Annotated in this window: 14 protein-coding genes; 1 reads left to right on the plus strand and 13 read right to left on the minus strand. The window is 69.6% G+C overall.

Features of this window, described 5'->3' with window-relative positions; all coding sequences use genetic code 11:
* A partial coding sequence (locus IEY95_RS20770) for an ABC transporter permease (protein WP_189187570.1) occupies positions 1-2,286 on the plus strand: 2,286 nt, incomplete at its 5' end.
* Between the two features lie 6 nt (positions 2,287-2,292).
* Here the strand turns inward: IEY95_RS20770 and IEY95_RS20775 are convergent.
* From IEY95_RS20775 to uvrC, 13 genes are all read right to left on the minus strand, one after another.
* Positions 2,293-3,219 (minus strand): hypothetical protein, encoded by a 927-nt coding sequence (locus IEY95_RS20775; RefSeq protein ID WP_189187571.1) that lies wholly within the window; start codon positions 3,217-3,219, stop codon positions 2,293-2,295.
* A gap of 117 nt (positions 3,220-3,336) precedes the next feature.
* Positions 3,337-4,989 (minus strand): glucose-6-phosphate isomerase, encoded by a 1,653-nt coding sequence (pgi, locus tag IEY95_RS20780; protein WP_189187572.1) that lies wholly within the window; start codon positions 4,987-4,989, stop codon positions 3,337-3,339.
* 68 nt (positions 4,990-5,057) lie between these two features.
* The gene (locus IEY95_RS20785) at positions 5,058-5,747 is read right to left on the minus strand and encodes an MFS transporter (protein WP_189187573.1); all 690 of its coding nucleotides are present in this window, start codon (positions 5,745-5,747) and stop codon (positions 5,058-5,060) included.
* 153 nt (positions 5,748-5,900) lie between these two features.
* Positions 5,901-6,236 (minus strand): RNA polymerase-binding protein RbpA, encoded by a 336-nt coding sequence (locus IEY95_RS20790; RefSeq protein WP_003957010.1) that lies wholly within the window; start codon positions 6,234-6,236, stop codon positions 5,901-5,903.
* A 236-nt stretch (positions 6,237-6,472) separates the two neighbouring features.
* Entirely contained in the window at positions 6,473-6,703 is a 231-nt protein-coding gene (gene secG / locus IEY95_RS20795) for a preprotein translocase subunit SecG (RefSeq protein WP_028805949.1), read from the minus strand.
* A gap of 116 nt (positions 6,704-6,819) precedes the next feature.
* On the minus strand, positions 6,820-7,596 hold the full coding sequence (gene tpiA, locus IEY95_RS20800; RefSeq protein WP_189187574.1) for a triose-phosphate isomerase: 777 nt from the start codon (positions 7,594-7,596) through the stop codon (positions 6,820-6,822).
* Positions 7,597-7,601: 5 nt separating this feature from the next.
* The gene (locus IEY95_RS20805) at positions 7,602-8,813 is read right to left on the minus strand and encodes a phosphoglycerate kinase (protein WP_189187575.1); all 1,212 of its coding nucleotides are present in this window, start codon (positions 8,811-8,813) and stop codon (positions 7,602-7,604) included.
* 128 nt (positions 8,814-8,941) lie between these two features.
* The gene (gap, locus tag IEY95_RS20810) at positions 8,942-9,952 is read right to left on the minus strand and encodes a type I glyceraldehyde-3-phosphate dehydrogenase (protein ID WP_189187576.1); all 1,011 of its coding nucleotides are present in this window, start codon (positions 9,950-9,952) and stop codon (positions 8,942-8,944) included.
* 190 nt (positions 9,953-10,142) lie between these two features.
* Positions 10,143-13,100 (minus strand): M14 family metallopeptidase, encoded by a 2,958-nt coding sequence (locus tag IEY95_RS20815; RefSeq protein WP_189187577.1) that lies wholly within the window; start codon positions 13,098-13,100, stop codon positions 10,143-10,145.
* 161 nt (positions 13,101-13,261) lie between these two features.
* Entirely contained in the window at positions 13,262-14,251 is a 990-nt protein-coding gene (whiA, locus tag IEY95_RS20820; protein WP_189187578.1) for a DNA-binding protein WhiA, read from the minus strand.
* Complete coding sequence (locus IEY95_RS20825) at positions 14,242-15,312, minus strand: gluconeogenesis factor YvcK family protein (protein ID WP_189187579.1); 1,071 nt, start codon at positions 15,310-15,312, stop codon at positions 14,242-14,244. Before IEY95_RS20825 ends, whiA begins: the two co-directional genes overlap by 10 nt.
* Positions 15,309-16,340: an RNase adapter RapZ gene (rapZ, locus tag IEY95_RS20830; protein ID WP_189187580.1), complete on the minus strand. Its 1,032-nt coding sequence runs from the start codon at positions 16,338-16,340 to the stop codon at positions 15,309-15,311. Before rapZ ends, IEY95_RS20825 begins: the two co-directional genes overlap by 4 nt.
* A complete protein-coding gene (uvrC, locus tag IEY95_RS20835; protein ID WP_189187581.1) occupies positions 16,337-18,382 on the minus strand; it encodes an excinuclease ABC subunit UvrC in 2,046 nt (681 codons plus the stop codon). The genes rapZ and uvrC overlap by 4 nt, the downstream gene beginning before the upstream one ends.
* Positions 18,383-18,415: the final 33 nt, after the last annotated feature.

Consider the following 18,415-nt stretch of genomic DNA (forward strand, 5'->3'; position numbering starts at 1 on the left):
GCCACTCTGCGCTGGGCGCACGCCGATCTGCGGACGCATCGCGGTGAGGCGCTGTTCATCGTGCTGGCCACCGCCGGGATCGTCGCCTCGCTGCTGCTGGCCACGGCGCTCTTCGGGTACGCGACCAACCCCTGGCAACGCGACTTCACCCAGTCGCACGGTGCGCATGCATGGATCCACACCGGCCCGTCGGCCGATGCGCCGAGGCTCGCCGATCTGGACGGAGTCGAGTCCGTGGCGGGCCCGTACCCCACCACCGCCGCCACCGTCGAATCGCGCGGCACCCGCGCCTCCGTGGAACTGCGCGGCGCCGTCGAACCCCCCTCGATGGGTCGCCCACTGCTGACCTCCGGCCGCTGGCTCGACCCCGCGTCGCCGAACGGCGTGGTCCTGGAGAGCAGCCTCGCCCGCGCGCTGTGGGCCGAGCCGGGCGACACCCTCACCGTGCCCGGCACCGCACGGACCCTGACCGTCCTGGGCGTCGCCGACAGCGCCGAGCCGCGCTACAGCCCCGGCGAGCGCTCGGGCCTCGTATGGGCGCTCCCGTCCACCGTGCAGCACACCGCCGGGCGCGCCGGCCAGGTGATCGGGCTGCGGCTGACCGATCCCGACGACACCGACTATGCCGTCCAGCGGGCCGTCACCCTCCTCGGCGCCGGAACGGTCACCGAGGTCTCCAAATGGCAGCAGGCACGGGCCGAGGCACAGGGCGACAACCGGCTGCTGGGGCAGGTGCTGGGTCTGTTCGGCCTCGGCGCGCTGCTCGCCGCCGCGCTCGCCGTGCACGGCGCCATCGGCACCCGTATCCGCGGCCATCTGCGGGACATCTCGGTGCTGAAGGCGATCGGTTTCACCCCCGGCCAGGTGGTGCGCATCTTCCTGCTCCAGCACGTGGCGTTCGCGCTGCTGGGCGCTGTGCTCGCCGCCGCGCTCTGCGAGACGCTGGGCAGCCGGATTCCGGGACGTCTCGGCGACGCGGTCGGCGTATGGCAAGGGCTGCCGGGGCACACCGCGGCCCTCGTCGCGATACCCGTGGGCGCGATGCTGTTCATCGCCGCGACGACCGGACTCGCCGCGTGGCGCGCCGGACGGGTGCCGCCGGTGCCGGCGCTGCGGGCCGCCGCGCCGATCGGCGGGAGGCTGTCGGGCCTGGCGCGCGGGGCACTCGGGCTGCGGCTGCCGTCCGCGCTGGTCCTGGGCTGGCACAAGGCGTTCACGCGACGGCCGCGCTCGCTGGCCACGGTCGCCCGCCTCGCCCTGCCGCTGCTGCTCATCGTGGTGGCCATGAGCGCGTGGACCACCATCGACCGCTTCCACAGCAGGCCCGAGCAGATCGGTCTGACGTCGGCGCTCACAGTGCGGGCCGACGAGACCCTGAGCGATCCCGGCGTACGGGCCCTGCTGGCCCAGAACCCGCAGGTCACCGCCGTCCACCCGGGCGTCGAGGTGGCCGCGCTCGTCCCCGGCCAGACGGGCACGATCGCTCTGCGCGGCCTCGGCACCCGCCAGGATCCCTACCCCTTCTCGCTGGCCGAGGGCCGCCCCGCGCGCGGACGCGACGAGGCGGTGGCCGGTCAGGGACTGCTCGATCTGCTGGACGCGCGGGTCGGCGACTGGGTGCGGATAACGGTGGGCGCTCAGCCGCAGATCCTGCACATCGTGGGCCGCAGCATCGTGCCGGAGAACGGCGGCCGGGTCATCTCGACCTCGCTCGACACCCTCCGCGAGAACGACCCCGACCTCCGGCCGACCCTCTACCAGCTCCAGCTGCGTCCCGGCGCCGACCCGCACAAGGTGGCCACCGAGCTGGCCACGGCCGCGCACGGACGCTTCGACGTGCACACCGTGACCAACCCCGCCGACGGGCTCTCGCCACTGCGCGGCGTCGTCGTCGGGCTGATCGCCGTGCTGGCCCTGATCGGGCTCATCGAACTGCTCACCGCGATCGGCGGCACCGTGCGCGAGGGCGAGCGGGATCTGCTGGCGCTGAAGGCGATCGGGCTGACTCCGCGGCAGATCACCGCGGTCACCGTGACGGCGACAGGGTGCACGGCCTCGGCAGCGGTCGTCGTCGGGACGGCGCTGGGGGTGCCCCTCGCGCACTGGCTGATCGACGCCCAGGGCAGATCGAGCGGCATCGGCGCCGGCATCGCCCAGGGGCCGTCCCCCGCGCTGCTTCTGCTGTTCGGCTCGGCCGCCGTGCTGGGCGCCGCCGGACTCGCCGCCCTGCCCGCGGCGCGAGCGGCCCGACGGCGACTGGCGGACACCCTGAGCGCGGTGGCCTGAGCCCGGTCAGGACCCGTACGGTCCTTGGCCGTAGGGGTACGGGGGCGGGTTCTGCGGCGTCCCCGGCCCATAGGGGTTGCCCGGCGGGTTCGGGGCGTACGGATGTCCCTGTGGCGGGTACGGGGCGTACGGGTTCCCGGGCGGATACGGATTCCCCTGCGGCGGCACGAACCCGTTGGGCGGCGGGTACGCCGGCGGTTGCGCCGGGCGCGGCGCCGGCAGTGTCGCGGGATGGGCGCCCAGCCGGATCCCGTACCGGCGGCGGAGCCGGTTCATCTCCAGGGCTGCTATGGCCGTGACCGTCACCGGCGCACCCAGGATGAAGACGATGCCCAACGTGAAGCTGAGCCCGTGCAGGTCGCCCGTGAGCAGATCCGGCAGCGCCATGAGCCATGTCGTCACCGTGGCGAGCAGCGGCGGCAGGCACCGGTGGACGGCGGCCGTACCGAAGAAGTTCCCGGACACCTGCACCGCTCCGTAGGCCACCATGCCCAACAGCCAGAGCGCGATCATACCGAGCACCACAATCCCGGCGGCCGGGAGCGAGGTCGACCACAGCAAAAGGGACACCGTCCCGACGGCCGAGCCGATGAAGAACAGCAGCAGCTTGAGCGAATTGACGAGGGGCACCCGCAGCTGGCGGACGGTCCCGGTGCGCCGCCACACGAAGAGCATCACGGCGACCGTCAGTGGAGTGATGAGCAGCACGACGGCGCACGCCGTCAGCATGTTCTCCAGCACTTCCTCGAAGTCGAACTTGCGCTGCACGAAGGTGTACACGCCGAAGGCCGCGACCGCTCCGGCGATGATGCGCGCCTTCTTGAGCCGATCCACGGACGGATCGACCGATTCCGGGATCCACGCCGGGTGGTACAACGCCTGCGCCACCTGTTTCGGCTGCAGGATCGAGCGCAGCGTCAGCCTGTCACTCATCCAGTTTCCGCGCATACCGGCCAACTTCCACTCCCCCGAGTCGCCGCTGCGTGACCGACGGGGAGTCTACGGGAAGCGGACGGACTCCCGCCGCCCGCTTCCCACACCCCGGTTGGCCTACCGGCCGCGCAGCTCACGGTACTTGGCGACCAGCGCCTTGGTGGACTCGTCCAGCCCGGGCACCTCCGCGCCCTCGGTCAGGGCCGGCTCGACGCGCTTGGCGAGGACCTTGCCGAGCTCGACGCCCCACTGGTCGAAGGAGTCGATGTTCCAGATCGCGCCCTGGACGAACACCTTGTGCTCGTAGAGGGCGACCAACTGGCCCAGGACCGACGGGGTCAGCTCACGCGCGAGGATCGTCGTCGTCGGGTGGTTGCCCTTGAACGTCTTGTGCGGGACCAGCTCCTCGGCCACCCCCTCGGCGCGCACCTCCTCCGGCGCCTTGCCGAAGGCCAGCGCCTGCGTCTGCGCGAAGAAGTTCGCCATCAACAGGTCGTGCTGGGCGACCAGACCCGGCAGCAGATCGGCGACGGGCTCGGCGAAGCCGATGAAGTCGGCGGGGATCAGCTTCGTGCCCTGGTGGATGAGTTGGTAGTAGGCGTGCTGCCCATTGGTGCCCGGCGTGCCCCACACCACAGGGCCCGTCTGCCACTCCACCTCACGCCCGTCGCGGTCCACCGACTTGCCGTTGGACTCCATGTCCAGCTGCTGCAAGTACGCGGTGAACTTGGACAGGTAGTGCGAGTACGGCAGCACGGCGTGCGACTGGGCGTCGAAGAAATTGCCGTACCAGACGCCCAACAGGCCCAGCAGCAAGGGCACATTGGATTCGGCGGGCGCGGTGCGGAAGTGCTCGTCGACGAGATGGAACCCGTCGAGCATCTCCCGGAAGCGGTCCGGACCGATGGCGATCATCAGCGACAGACCGATCGCCGAGTCGTACGAGTACCGCCCGCCGACCCAGTCCCAGAACTCGAACATGTTGGCCGTGTCGATGCCGAAGTCCGACACCTTCTCGGCGTTGGTCGACAGCGCCACGAAGTGCTTGGCGACGGCCTCCTGACCGGCCTTCAGCTCGGTCAGCAGCCAGTTGCGCGCGGAGGTCGCGTTGGTGATCGTCTCGATGGTGGTGAACGTCTTCGACGCGATGATGAACAGCGTCTCGGCCGCGTCCAGGTCGCGCACCGCCTCGTGCAGGTCGGCGCCGTCCACGTTCGACACGAAGCGGACCGTCAGATCGCGGTCGGTGAAGGAGCGCAGCACCTCGTACGCCATGGCCGGACCGAGGTCGGAGCCGCCGATGCCGACATTGACAACGTTCTTGATGCGCTTGCCGGTGTGCCCGGTCCACTCACCCGAGCGGACGCGCTGGGCGAAGTCGGCCATCTTGTCGAGCACGGCGTGCACCGCCGGGACGACGTTCTCGCCGTCGACCTCGATCACCGCGTCGCGCGGGGCGCGCAGCGCGGTGTGCAGCACCGCCCGGTCCTCGGTGACATTGATCTTCTCGCCGCGGAACATGGCGTCCCGCAGCCCGAAGACGTCGGTCGCCGCGGCGAGGTCGCGCAGCAGCCGCAGCGTCTCGTCGGTGACCAGGTGCTTGGAGTAGTCGACGTGCAGATCGCCGACCTGGAGTGTGTAGCCGGAGCCGCGCCCGGGATCGGTCGCGAACAGGTCCCGCAGACGGGTGTCCCCGAACTCCTCGCGGTGCTTGGCCAGAGCGGTCCACTCGGGCGTCTGGTTGAGCCTGGTACGGCTTTCTGCGTTCATCTCGGACTTCCGCCTCTTTCCTGCGTGTGCTGCGTACCTTGCCCCGCTGCCGGTCCCAACCTAATTGATCAGGGCTTGACGTGAGCTGTCGTCGCGCCGTCGTCCGGCTCAACAACAGATACGTCCGGCTTGAGCGCAGGTATCAGCGAGCTGACGGCAAGGACGAAGAGCGCGGCCGCGCACAGTGCCGGACCGTTCAGCCCGTACGCCGCCGCCACCGTGCCGCCGAGCAGGGCGCCGAGCGGGGCCCCCGAGGTCGAGGCCGTGCGGAACGCGGAGCTGACGCGGCCCACCATGGATTCCGGGCTGCGCTGCTGCATCAGCGTGACCTGGTTGACGTTCCACACCATGTTCATCACGCCGAGCAGCATCATGCCCACAAGGAGAGCGCCCAGATGGCGGACGGTGCCCATGAGCACCAGGGACGCCGTCTGGACGCACCCCGCCAGGAGCAGGCTGCGGGCCCGCCCGATCCGGTGGGCGACACGCTGGGCGACGAAGCCGCCACAGAAGCTGCCCGCGGAGTACGCCGTCATCGCGGCCGCGTATCCCGCGTTCCCCGTGTGCAGCCAGCGCGTCACGGATAGCCGCAGGCCGTCACGGAGGCGATGACGAGCGGATCGTCGGTGAGCCGCACGGCGAGCAGCGGCAGCGCGCAGGGCGTCCCCGAACCGCGACACCACGGCCGCGGTCCACAACCGCCCGAATCCCCCGCGCCACGCGGGTGCCCGCACGCCCGCCACGTCTGCCGTCGTCACAACGCCCCCTACGGTTCCGCCACTTCAAGAACCGTAGAGGGCACCACTGACAATCGGCCCCGGCGGATCCGGTCACGGACGGCCGCGCGCCGCGAGAACCGTACGAAACGGCTCCGGCCAGGCACCCACAGGTGCCCGGCCGGTTCTCAACTTCTAGATCTCGCCCCGCAGTTTGGCGAGCGCCTCGGCGAGGATCGCCTCGCCGTCCGCGTCGCTGCGTCGCTCCCGTACATACGCGAGGTGCGTCTTGTACGGCTCGGTGCGCGGCGGGTCCGGCGGGTTGTCCCGGTCCTGTCCGGCGGGGAAGCCGCAGCGCGGGCAGTCCCAGGTGTCGGGAACCTGCGCGTCGCTGGCGAAGCTGGGCTGCGTCTCGTGCCCGTTGGAGCACCAGAAGGAGATGCGCAGCCGGGGTGCGGACTCGCCGCGCTCGGCCTCGCCCATCGGCCCCGCCCCGACCCGGCTTCCTCGGATCGCGTTGCCACTTGCCACGGTCGTAACTCCCTGCGTGATGGTGCCGCGAAGCGAGTCGGCGTGACGCTTCGCTGCGAGCGCCTCAGTCTACGTAAGGCCCAACGCGCGTCCAGTGATTGGAGTTACACCCCCGCCTCTAGACGCAAGCCCCATGATAGGCCGCGCCCGAGGGCGTGCACCGGACATGGGGCCTTACGTGCGGAATGTGCTTGCTTAATGTGCAGTTGTGCTGCCGTACCGATGTCAGCCGGTGATCAGTTGTTGACCTTCATCAGGATGCCGAGCACGACAATGCACGCGAACCAGAGCAGACCGATCACCAGGGTGATGCGGTCGAGGTTACGCTCGGCGACCGAGGAGCCACCGACGGACGACTGCATGCCGCCACCGAACATGTCGGAGAGGCCGCCGCCCTTCCCCTTGTGCATCAGCACCAGCAGCATCAGCAGCAGGCTGAAGACGATCAGGGCGATCGAGAACCCCAAAACCACGGCTGGACCAACTTCCTCGGAACTGGATGGACGACGGGGGCCGGGTGGTACACCACCTGGCCCCCGCAAGGGTACGACGGATCGTCGCTAGCGCATACTCACTGCTCGGCTCACTGGTCGCGGAACCGGACGATCTTGACGAACTCGTCGGCGTCCAGCGAGGCACCGCCGACCAGGGCGCCGTCGATGTCGGGCTTCGCCATGATCTCGGCGACGTTCCCGGACTTCACCGAGCCGCCGTACTGGATGCGGACCTGGTCGGCCAGCTCCTGCGAGTACAGCTCGGCGAGCTTGCCGCGGATCGCCGCGCAGACCTCCTGGGCGTCATCGGCGCCGCAGACCTTGCCGGTGCCGATGGCCCAGACGGGCTCGTACGCGATCACGATCGACTCGGCCTGCTCGGCCGGGAGGCCCTTGAGACCGCCCTCGACCTGCGCGAGCGTGTGCGTGACGTGGTTGCCCGCCTCGCGGACGTCCAGCTCCTCGCCGACGCACAGGATCGGGGTCAGACCGTGCTTGTAGGCGGCCTTGACCTTGGCATTCACCAGCTCGTCGGTCTCGTGGTGGTACTGCCGGCGCTCGGAGTGCCCGATCGCGACGTACGTGCACTTCAGCTTGGCCAGCATCGCACCGGAGATCTCTCCGGTGTAGGCGCCGGAGTCGTGCGCCGAGAGGTCCTGGGCGCCGTACTTGATCTTGAGCTTGTCGCCGTCGACCAGGGTCTGCACGGAGCGCAGGTCGGTGAAGGGCGGCAGGACGGCGACCTCGCAGGCCTCGTAGTCCTTGTCGGCCAGGGCGAAGGCGAGCTTCTGGACGTGCGCGATGGCCTCGAGGTGGTTGAGGTTCATCTTCCAGTTGCCCGCCATCAGCGGCGTGCGCGTGCTCATTGGGGTCAGTCCTCCAGTGCGGCGAGGCCGGGGAGCGTCTTGCCCTCGAGGTATTCGAGGGAGGCGCCGCCGCCGGTCGAGATGTGGCCGAATGCCTTCTCGTCGAAGCCCAGGATGCGAACGGCCGCGGCGGAGTCGCCACCGCCGACGACCGTGAAGGCCGGGGAGTCGAGAAGGGCCTGGGCGACCGCCTTGGTGCCCTCGGCGTAGTCGGGGTGCTCGAAGACGCCCATGGGGCCGTTCCAGAAGACGGTGGCCGCGTCGGCGAGCTTCGAGGCGTACAGCTTGCGGGTCTCAGGACCGATGTCGAGACCCTCCTGGTCGGCCGGGATGGCGTCCGCGGCGACGGTCGTGGGGTTGGCCGGGGCCTTCGTCTTCAGGTCCGGGAACTCCGTGGAGACGAGGACGTCGACGGGGAGGACCAGCTCGACGCCGTTCTTCTCCGCGCGCTCCATGTACTCCTTGACGGCCGGGATCTGGTCCTCCTGGAGGAGGGAGATGCCGACCTCATGGCCCTGGGCCTTGAGGAAGGTGTACGCCATGCCACCGCCGATGAGCAGCCGGTCGGCCTTGCCGAGCAGCTGGTCGATCACGGCGAGCTTGTCGGAGACCTTGGCGCCGCCGAGCGCGACCACGTAGGGGCGCTGGACGTCCTCGGTGAGCTTCTTCAGGACGCCGACCTCGGTGGCGATGAGGTAGCCGGCGTAGTGCGGCAGGCGCGCCGGGAGGTCGTACACGGAGGCGTGCTTGCGGTGCACGGCGCCGAAACCGTCGCCTACGTAGACATCGGCCAGGGCAGCGAGCTGGTCGGCGAACTCGCCGCGCTCGGTGTCGTCCTTGGACGTCTCACCGGCGTTGAAGCGCAGGTTCTCGATGACCGCGACCTGGCCGGGCTCCAGACCGTTCACGGCGCCGTGCGCGGCGGGGCCGACGGTGTCCTGGGCGAACGCGACGGGCGCGCCGAGGAGTTCACCGAGGCGCTCGGCGGGCTGCAGCAGGGAGAAGGCCGGGTCCGGCGCGCCCTTGGGGCGGCCCAGGTGCGAGGCGACGACCACCTTGGCGCCCGCCTCCGCGAGGGCCTTGATGGTGGGCAGAACGGCGCGGATGCGGCCGTCGTCCGTGATGAGGCCGTCGGCCAGCGGCACGTTCAGGTCGGCGCGGACGAAGACCCGCTTGCCGTCCACGCCTTCGGCGAGAAGTTCGTCGATCGTCTTCATGAGTGGGCTCCTAGGAATGCTCTTGTGATCCGAGAGGGCTGATCGATCAGTACGTGGCACAGGGCCCGGACAGCGCGGCCTTGCGCTGCCCGAGCCCTGTGCTCACATCGAGGTGCCTGCTCTGGGACTTAGAGCTGGTTGCCGACGAAGACCGTGAGGTCGACGAGGCGGTTGGAGTAGCCCCACTCGTTGTCGTACCAGCCGAGAATCTTCACCGAGTTGCCCTCCTGGACCATGGTCAGGGAGGAGTCGAAGGTGCAGGAGGCCGGGTCGCCGACGATGTCCGAGGAGACGATCGGGTCCTCGGTGTACGACAGGTAACCCTTGAGGTCGCCGTCGTCGGAGGCCTTCTTGAACGCGGCGTTGACCTCGTCCTTGGTGACCTCGCGCTGCAGGGTCACGACCAGGTCGGTGGCCGAGCCGGTCGGGACCGGGACGCGCATGGCGATGCCGTCCAGCTTGCCCTTGAGCTGCGGGAGGACCAGGGCGGTGGCCTTGGCGGCACCGGTCGTGGTCGGGATGATGTTCTCGGCGGCGGCGCGGGCGCGACGCAGGTCCGAGTGCGGGAAGTCCAGGATGCGCTGGTCGTTCGTGTACGCGTGGACCGTCGTCATCAGGCCCTTGACGATGCCGAAGTTCTCGTCGAGCACCTTGGCCATCGGCGCCACACAGTTGGTGGTGCAGGAGGCGTTGGAGATGACGTGGTGGTTCGCCGCGTCGTACTTGTCCTGGTTGACGCCCATCACGATGGTGATGTCTTCGTCCTTGGCCGGAGCCGAGATCAGGACCTTCTTGGCGCCGCCGGCGATGTGCTTCTCGGCGTCGGCCTTCTTCGTGAAGATGCCGGTCGACTCGATGACGATGTCGACGCCCAGCTCGCCCCACGGGATGTCGGCGGGGTTGCGCTCGGACAGAACCTTGATGGTGTGGCCGTCGACGGTGATCGTGTCGGCGGTGTGCGACACCTCGGCCTTGAGACGGCCCAGGATGGTGTCGTACTTCAGCAGGTGAGCGGTGGTCGCGGTGTCACCCAGGTCGTTGACAGCCACGATCTCGATGTCAGCACCCTGCTCCAGCAGCGCGCGGAAGTAGTTACGACCGATGCGGCCAAAGCCGTTGATGCCTACGCGGATCGTCACGAACCGATCTCCTCGTTAGGTGCGCCGACTCAGACGCCGGCGAGTTGTATGGGATGTCCCCGACCGCCTACGACCCTACCTCCCTGAGGCGTCTGTGGTGACATCGAGATGCCCCATACACGGCACGGTGTTCCGTACCCACCGGTAGGGGTACGGAACACCTCCGTGTTGACGAGCTCGTCACTCAGGGTCAACGACTCAGGGCCGTGAGCGCCTTCTTGATGAGGGCCGCGCGGTCGGCCGCCGCGGTGACGTGTTCCAGGCCGAAGCCCCACAGCACGGTGTCGTCCGTGGTGACTCCTCCGTATGTCTTGAACAGCTCGCCGTAGCGCGCCCAGTCCTTGAGGACGGCCGGGCTGCCCGCGGGCGGTCCGGGGACGCTCCAGGGACCGAGCGAGGACTCGAAGCCCTCGGTCCCGGTGGCGGTGCCGCCGACGACGAGGGAGGCGTTGTCGACAAGGAGGCCGTGGCCGCCCGCGCTCGGGTCACTGATGTAGCTGAACGAGACCTCGATCGACTTGCCGGCGTACGCGCTCAGGTCGAAGTTGACCTGCTGCCAGCCACTGGAGGCGCCGGTGAAGCTGTTCCACGCACCGCTGGTGCCGGTGCTGGTGCAGCCCGCCGAGTTCACGGTCAGGTAGTGCTTGATCCAGGGGTGTTCCCTGGCGAGGAACAAGGCCTCGCACTCCGTGGGGACGGTGGAGCTGGTGGCTCCGCCCGCCTCGGGGAGTGTCGTCCAGTCGTCCGCCCCGGTCGTGTGGACCTCGACGATCGCGTGGTCGTAGCCGGGCTCGGTGTCCCACAGGAGCTGCGAGCGCAGCGTCGGCTTGTCGGCCGCACTGACACCGGTGAGATCGATGGTCCGGGTGAGGCGCTTGTAGGCGTCGTCGGTGTGGACCGCGGCCGCCATGGAAGAACCCTCGTAGGGCCCGTACGGGTTGACGGTCCCGGCGAACTGCCCCGCTCCCGCGCTCGACCCGAACTGCGGGTACTGCGCGGCGGGCAGCGAGTCCGAGGTGACGCCGTAGGTGCCCGCCGCGTTCAGCGGGTTGCCGGGCGCGTCGCCGAGCGTCCCCGTGACGCCGGCGAGCTTCCCGGAGCCGGTGTAGCCGGTGGCCCCCGGAGTCGACGTACGGGAGTAAGCGCCCAGGTAGTACTGGCTGAAGTCGTTCGAGAAGGTGCCGCCGCCGAGGTCGACGCTGCCGCCGGCCAGCTCGCCCGCCTCGATCAGCTTGCCGCCCTCGTTGAGGAAGGCGCGCAGCTGGAGCTGCGTGGCATTGCCCGGCCGTACGGCGCCCGTGTAGTGGACGACCGTCCTGAAGTGGTCGAGCACGCCGAGCGCGTCCGGCGCGCCCAGGGTCGCGACGTCCCAGACGAGGGGCTTCTTGCCGTTGGCCTTCAACGCGTCGACGTAGGCCTGCGCCTGTGTGGCGGTCGCGCCCTCTTCGGCGACCACGAGCGTGTCGGCACGCGGCCGTTCGGCCACGGTGTACGTGAAGTGCGTGCTGGAGGTGGGCTTCCCGCTCTTCGTCTCGCCGGTGAACCAGACCTCGACCTTGTCGCCCGGGTCGCCGTCCTGGACCTTGGCGCGGTACTCGTCGAAGTAGAGGTTGTCCTTGCCGCCGTAGGTCTCCCCGCCCTTCCAGGCCCCGAGCGCCATGTCCTGTGTACGGCCGCCGTTGACGCGGTACTTGAGCTCCTTGTCACGTACGGACTTGCGTGCGACGACGGAGACCTCCTGGTCGGCGCCGCGGGAGTACGACGTCGAGAAGGCGGCCGGGGTGAAGTCGGGGGCGTCGATGCCGACCGAGGAGGACGGCCGGTCGGGGTGGGCCGCGGTCTCGGCCACGGAGAGCGCGAACGGGATGTTCTTCTCGAACTCCTGCTCAATCAGCTTCTCGTCGTCCGGGAAGGTGAAGACCGAGGCGCAGTCGGCCGCGTTCCAGGCGTCGCCCGGGTCGAGGTTCGACGCGGTCTGGCAGGTCGACATCTCGGGGGTGAACATCGCCAAGCCGTTGACGTTGCCGGCGTGACCGTCCGCCTCGCCGTTGGTGGTGTAGAGCTCCGAGGAGACCTGCGGGTGGTAGCCCGGGATCGCCGAGTTCTCGGGCGTCCCGGCGAGCGACTTGTAGAGCACGTCGTCGGGTGTCGGCGTCGCCACCTGCCAGCCCACTCCGTACAGGAGCAGCTCGGCGGCCGAGTGGTAGTTGATGCCGTACGTGAAGCCGATGCGCTTCTCGAAGGCGTCGAGGGCCTTGGTCTCGGGCTCGGAGGCGGGGCTCGTGCCGCGGTAGGTCTCACTGGTGGGGTTGGGGGACGAACCCTCGTCGTCGTAGCCCCACTTGTAGGCGAAGTTGCGGTTGAGGTCGACGCCGTCGCCGGTGGAGATGGCACCGTCGCCGTTCACGTCCCGCAGGTTCTTGCGCCACTGGCGCTCGTCCGTGCCCTTGAACGTGTAGTCGTAGCCGTCCGGATTGGCCGACAGGACGAACCACAGCTCGGTGGAGTCGACGATCTTCTTGATGCGCTTGTTCGTCGAGTAGTTGTCCAAGTAATAGTGCATCAGACGCCGCGTCATCTCGGGCGTGATCCACTCGCGCGCGTGCTGGTTGGACATGTACAGCACCGACGGCTTGGCGCCGTCCTTGGTCCTCTTCGCGCCCTTGGTCAGCTTGAGCGCCAGGATGTCCTGGCCGTTGACGGTCTTGCCGATGGAGACGACCTTGGTGAGGCCGGGGTGGGCCTCGCCCGTCTTGACGATCTCCTCCTGGAGATTGCCCTTTCCGCTGTAGGGACGGAACACGCCCTGGGCCGCGTCCTCGACGCGGTCCTCGGCCTTGGCGGAGAGCGTGTGCTCGGTGAGCTCGACGCCCTGCTTCTCCAGCTTCTCGGCCTGCTGGTCGGTGACGTAGACCTCGACGGTGCTCTTGCCGTTCTTCCAGGTCGTGTCGCCGAGTTCGTGGCCGTCCTGTCCGGCCGCGAGCAGCAGGGGTATCTGCTGCTTCGTGACCTCGGCGCGGAACACCTTCACGGCGTTCGCGTCGGGCTTGGGTGAACTGCCGCTCTGCGCCTGGGCGATGGGCGCCATGCCCGCACCGCCCAGCAGGAGCGCGCCCGTAGCGAGGATCGCTCTCGCTCTTCGTCTCATGAGCCCCCCTTGCACTGGTCCGCCACAGCAGCGAACAGATGCCAGGCTCATGACACTTCATGATCGAGTCAAGGGTGCCTCACGGACTCGCAAACGCCGGTGCCGACGGTCCAAGTGGGCGTCGGCACCGGCGTGTTGACTTCTTGTGGTCAATCGGGGGATCAGCCTGCGAGGTTGTCCGCCATCTCCTCGGTGAGGTTCGACTCCGTACCGGGGATGCCGAGGTCCTGCGCCCGCTTGTCGGCCATGGCGAGCAGCCGACGGATACGGCCTGCCACGGCGTCCTTGGTCAGCGGCGGGTCGGCGAGCGCGCCCAGCTCCTCCAGGGAGGCCTGCTTGTGTTCCATGCGCAGCCGTCCGGCGGCCGCCAGGTGCTCCGGCACCTCGTCGGCGAGGATCTCCAGGGCGCGCTGCACCCGGGCCCCGGCGGCGACGGCGGCGCGGGCCGAGCGCCGCAGGTTGGCGTCGTCGAAGTTGGCCAGCCGGTTCGCCGTGGCGCGGACCTCGCGGCGCATCCGCCGCTCCTCCCAGGCCAGCACGGACTCATGCGCGCCGAGACGGGTGAGCAGAGCCCCGATCGCGTCTCCATCGCGTACGACGACACGGTCCACGGTGCGCACTTCGCGGGCCTTCGCCGCGATCGACAGGCGGCGGGCGGCGCCGACCAGCGCGAGCGCGGCCTCAGGGCCCGGGCAGGTCACCTCGAGGGAGGAGGAACGGCCAGGCTCGGTCAGCGAGCCGTGCGCCAGGAACGCCCCGCGCCAGGCCGCCTCGGCGTCGCAGGTGGCCCCCGAGACCACCTGCGGGGGCAGACCGCGGATCGGGCGGCCCCGGCCGTCGACGAGCCCGGTCTGGCGGGCCAGCTGGTCGCCGCCCGCGACGACGCGCACGACATAGCGGGAGCCGCGGCGCAGACCGCCGGGCGCCATCACGATCAGCTCGGAGCTGTGGCCGAAGATCTCCAGGATGTCCCGCTTCAGGCGGCGCGCCGCCATCGCGGTGTCCAGCTCCGCCTCGATCACGATCCTGCCGCTCACCAGGTGAAGGCCGCCCGCGAACCGCAGAATGGCGGAGACCTCCGCCTTTCTGCAGCAGGTCCGGGTGACGGGGAGCCGGGAGATCTCGTCCTTCACCGCTGCCGTCATCGCCATGGGCCGATCCTTCCATGCATCCGAAAAATACGGTCGTACGCGGCGGCCAACAGCTCCGGGTCGTGCCGCGGAGATCCATCGGTCCTGGCCACCGGCGCCAGCTCGACCGCGGCGCCGAACCGCTTGGCGGCGTCGGTGAGTGAGTCGCGGTCGGGCACGGCGGCCTCGTCGGCCAGCACCACGTCCAGGGCGAGTTTAGGGGCGTGTCGTCCCAAAACCTCCAAATGACGCTGCGGGGAGAAGCCTTCGGTTTCTCCGGGCTGCGGAGCGAGGTTCAGCGAGAGTACCCGGCGCGCCTTCGTCTGGATGAGGGCGTCGAGCAACTCGGGCACGAGCAGGTGCGGGATCACCGAGGAGAACCAGGAGCCGGGGCCGAGGACCACCCAGTCCGCGTCGAGCACGGCCGCCACGGCCTCGGGGACGGCCGGCGGGTGGTGCGGCACGACGTGCACGGACTGCACCTCACCGGGCGTGAGCGCCACCGTCGCCTGCCCTCGTACCGTCTCCACGTCGTCCGGCCGCTCCGGGTCGTGTCCCTTGACCAGGGCCTGGAGCTCCAGAGGTACGGCCGACATGGGCAGCACGCGGCCGTGCGCGCCCAGGAGCTTGCCGACCAGGTCCAGGGCCTGGACATGGTCGCCGAGCTGCTCCCACAGGGCGACGATCAGCAGATTGCCGACCGCGTGCTCATGCAGGGCGCCCTGGGACTGGAAGCGGTGCTGGATGACACGGGCCCAGGTCTGGCCCCAGTCGTCATCGCCGCACAGCGCGGCCAGGGCCTTGCGCAGGTCGCCGGGCGGCAGCACGCCCAGCTCGTCGCGCAAGCGCCCGCTGGAGCCGCCGTCGTCGGCCACGGTGACGACGGCGGTGAGGTCGCCGGTGATCCGGCGCAGCGCGGCGAGCGAGGCGGACAGACCCATGCCGCCGCCGAGGGCGACGACCTTGGGCTGGGTGCCCCGGCGGCGCGGCTTCGCACCGCGCGCCTCGGCGGGCTTGCCACCGCGCCCTTCGGGGGTGACGCGGCGCAGCCTGCTCAGCCGCGGAGCAGCACGTCCGGTCACTCGCGCCCCATGTCCCGGTGCACGACCACGGTCTCCACGCCCTGGGAGACGAGACGGGCGGCGAGCTTCTCGGAGGTGGCGACCGAGCGGTGCTTGCCGCCGGTGCAGCCGACGGCGATGGTCACATAGCGCTTGCCCTCACGCCGGTACCCCGCCGCGATGAGCTGGAGCAACTCGGCGTAGCGGTCGAGGAACTCCTTGGCGCCGGGCTGGTTGAAGACGTACGCCGCGACCTCCTCGTTCAGGCCGGTGAAGGGGCGCAGCTCGGGGACCCAGTGCGGGTTGGGCAGGAAACGCATGTCCACGACCAGGTCGGCGTCGACCGGCAGGCCGTACTTGAAGCCGAAGGACATGACCGTGGCCCGCAGCTCGGGCTCCTCCTCGCCGGCGAACTGGGCGTCCATCTTGGCGCGCAGCTCGTGCACATTCAGGCTGGAGGTGTCGATCACCAGGTCGGCGTCGCCGCGCAGCTCGCGCAGCAGCTCGCGCTCGGCGTCGATGCCGTCGACGATGCGGCCGTCGCCCTGGAGGGGGTGCGGGCGGCGCACGGACTCGAAGCGGCGCACCAGGGCCTCGTCGGAGGACTCCAGGAAGACGATCCGCCGCGTGACGTGCTTCGACTCCAGGTCGGCCAGGGACTCGCGGAGGTTGTCGAAGAAGCGACGGCCGCGGACATCGACGACGACCGCGATCCTGGCCACGTTGCCCTGGGAGCGGGCGCCGAGCTCCACCATGGTGGGGATCAGCGCGGGCGGCAGGTTGTCGACGACGAACCAGCCGAGGTCCTCCAGACACTTGGCGGCCGTCGACCGACCCGCTCCGGACATACCGGAGATGATCACCAGCTCGGGGATGGCCGCCTCGGGAACCCCGGCCGATTCGTTACCCGTACCCACCTGTGCTCCGTCTTCCTGGGGTGCTTCGTGCTCCAGGTGATCTTCGCCTGTTTCCTTGTGCGCTTCGTGTGCGTCCTGTACTTCCTGGCCCTGTGTCGGGCGTTCCTCTTGGCGCGCGTCGTTCTCGGTCATCTCTCCTGCCCCCGTCGCTCGTCCGAGGCGCCCGCGGTCACGGGCTCCTCTGAGGAGCCCGCCGTCGTTTCGGGCTCCCCGTCTTCCTCGTCTCCCATGATCTCTCCAGTCGCCGTGTTCACGGCGGGTGCGGCCGGGGCCGCCTGGGCGAGGGCCACGGCGATCGTCTCGGCCGTCTTGCGGCCTATGCCGGGAACCTCACAGATCTGGTCGATTGTCGCGGATCGCAGCTTTTTCACCGAGCCGAAGTGCTTGATCAACGCCTGCTTGCGCGTCTCGCCCAGGCCCGGCACCTCGTCCAGCGGGCTCGACCTGAAGCGCTTGGCCCGCTTGGTGCGCTGGTAGGTGATCGCGAAACGGTGGGCCTCGTCACGGACCCGCTGAAGCAGATACAGGCCCTCGCTGGTGCGCGGCAGGACCACCGGGTCGTCCTCGTCCGGCAGCCACACCTCCTCCAGGCGCTTGGCGAGGCCGCATACGGCGATGTCGTCGATGCCGAGCTCGTCGAGGGCCTTCTTGGCTGCCGCGACCTGGGGCTGACCGCCGTCGACCACGACGAGCTGCGGGGGGTAGGCGAAGCGCTTGGGGCGGCCGTCCTCCTCGGTGAGCCCGCTCTCGCCGTCGGCCCACTCCCCCGTCTTCTCCTTCTCGGCGAGGTAGCGTCTGAAGCGCCGGGTGATCACCTCATGCATGGAGCGGACGTCGTCCTGGCCCTCGAAGCCCTTGATCTGGAAACGCCGGTACTCGCTCTTGCGCTGGAGCCCGTCCTCGAAGACGACCATCGACGCCACGACATCGTCGCCCTGGAGGTGCGAGATGTCGTAGCACTCGATCCGCAGAGGTGCGCTGTCCAGGTCGAGTGCCTCGGCGATCTCCTCCAGGGCACGCGAGCGCGTGGTCAGGTCGGAGGCACGCTTGGTCTTGTGCAGCGCGAGCGACTGGAGAGCGTTGCGCTGCACGGTCTCCATGAGCGCCCTCTTGTCGCCGCGCTGCGGGATGCGCAGCGACACGTTCGACCCGCGGCGCTCGGTGAGCCACTCCTGGACGGGCTCCACCAGGTCGGGCAGCGCCGGGACGAGCACTTCCTTGGGGACGGAGTCGCCCGTCTCCTCCCCGTAGAGCTGCTGGAGCGCGTGCTCGACGAGGTCACCTGTGGTGACGGCCTCCACCTTGTCCGTGACCCAGCCGCGCTGGCCGCGCACACGACCGCCGCGTACGTGGAAGATCTGCACGGCCGCTTCCAGTTCGTCCTCGGCGACGGCCATCAGGTCGGCGTCGGTCGCGTCGGCGAGCACGACCGCGTTCTTCTCCATGGCCTTCTTCAGGGCCTCGATGTCGTCGCGCAGGCGGGCCGCGCGCTCGTACTCCATCTCCTCGGCCGCGTCCGTCATCTGCTTTTCGAGTCGGCGGATGTACGTCCCCGTACGCCCGGCCATGAAGTCGCAGAACTCCTCGGCCAGGTCGTGGTGTTCCTCGGCGGAGACGCGCTCGACGCAGGGTGCGGAGCACTTGCCGATGTAGCCGAGGAGGCAGGGGCGGCCGGTGCGGGCCGCGTTCTTGAAGACGCCGGCGGAGCAGGTGCGGACCGGGAAGACGCGCAGCAGCAGGTCCACGGTGTCGCGGATCGCCCACGCGTGCCCGTACGGACCGAAGTAGCGCACGCCCTTGCGCTTGTGGCCGCGCATCACCTGCACGCGCGGGAACTCCTCGTTCATCGTCACCGCGAGGTACGGATAGCTCTTGTCGTCGCGGTACTTGACGTTGAACCGGGGGTCGAACTCCTTGATCCAGGAGTACTCCAGCTGAAGCGCCTCGACCTCCGTGGACACGACCGTCCACTCCACCGACGCGGCCGTCGTGACCATGGTGCGGGTGCGGGGGTGCAGGTTCGCCAGGTCCTGGAAGTAGCTCGCCAGGCGCTGGCGCAGGCTCTTCGCCTTTCCGACGTAGATCACCCGGCGGTGCTCGTCGCGGAATTTGTACACCCCGGGAGAGTCCGGGATCTGTCCCGGCTTGGGGCGGTAGCTGGAGGGATCGGCCATGTCTCACACCCTACTGGCGAGGGCTGACAGCGC

Origin of the sequence: Streptomyces albiflavescens, from assembly GCF_014645835.1 — a bacterium.
Classification (GTDB): domain Bacteria; phylum Actinomycetota; class Actinomycetes; order Streptomycetales; family Streptomycetaceae; genus Streptomyces; species Streptomyces albiflavescens.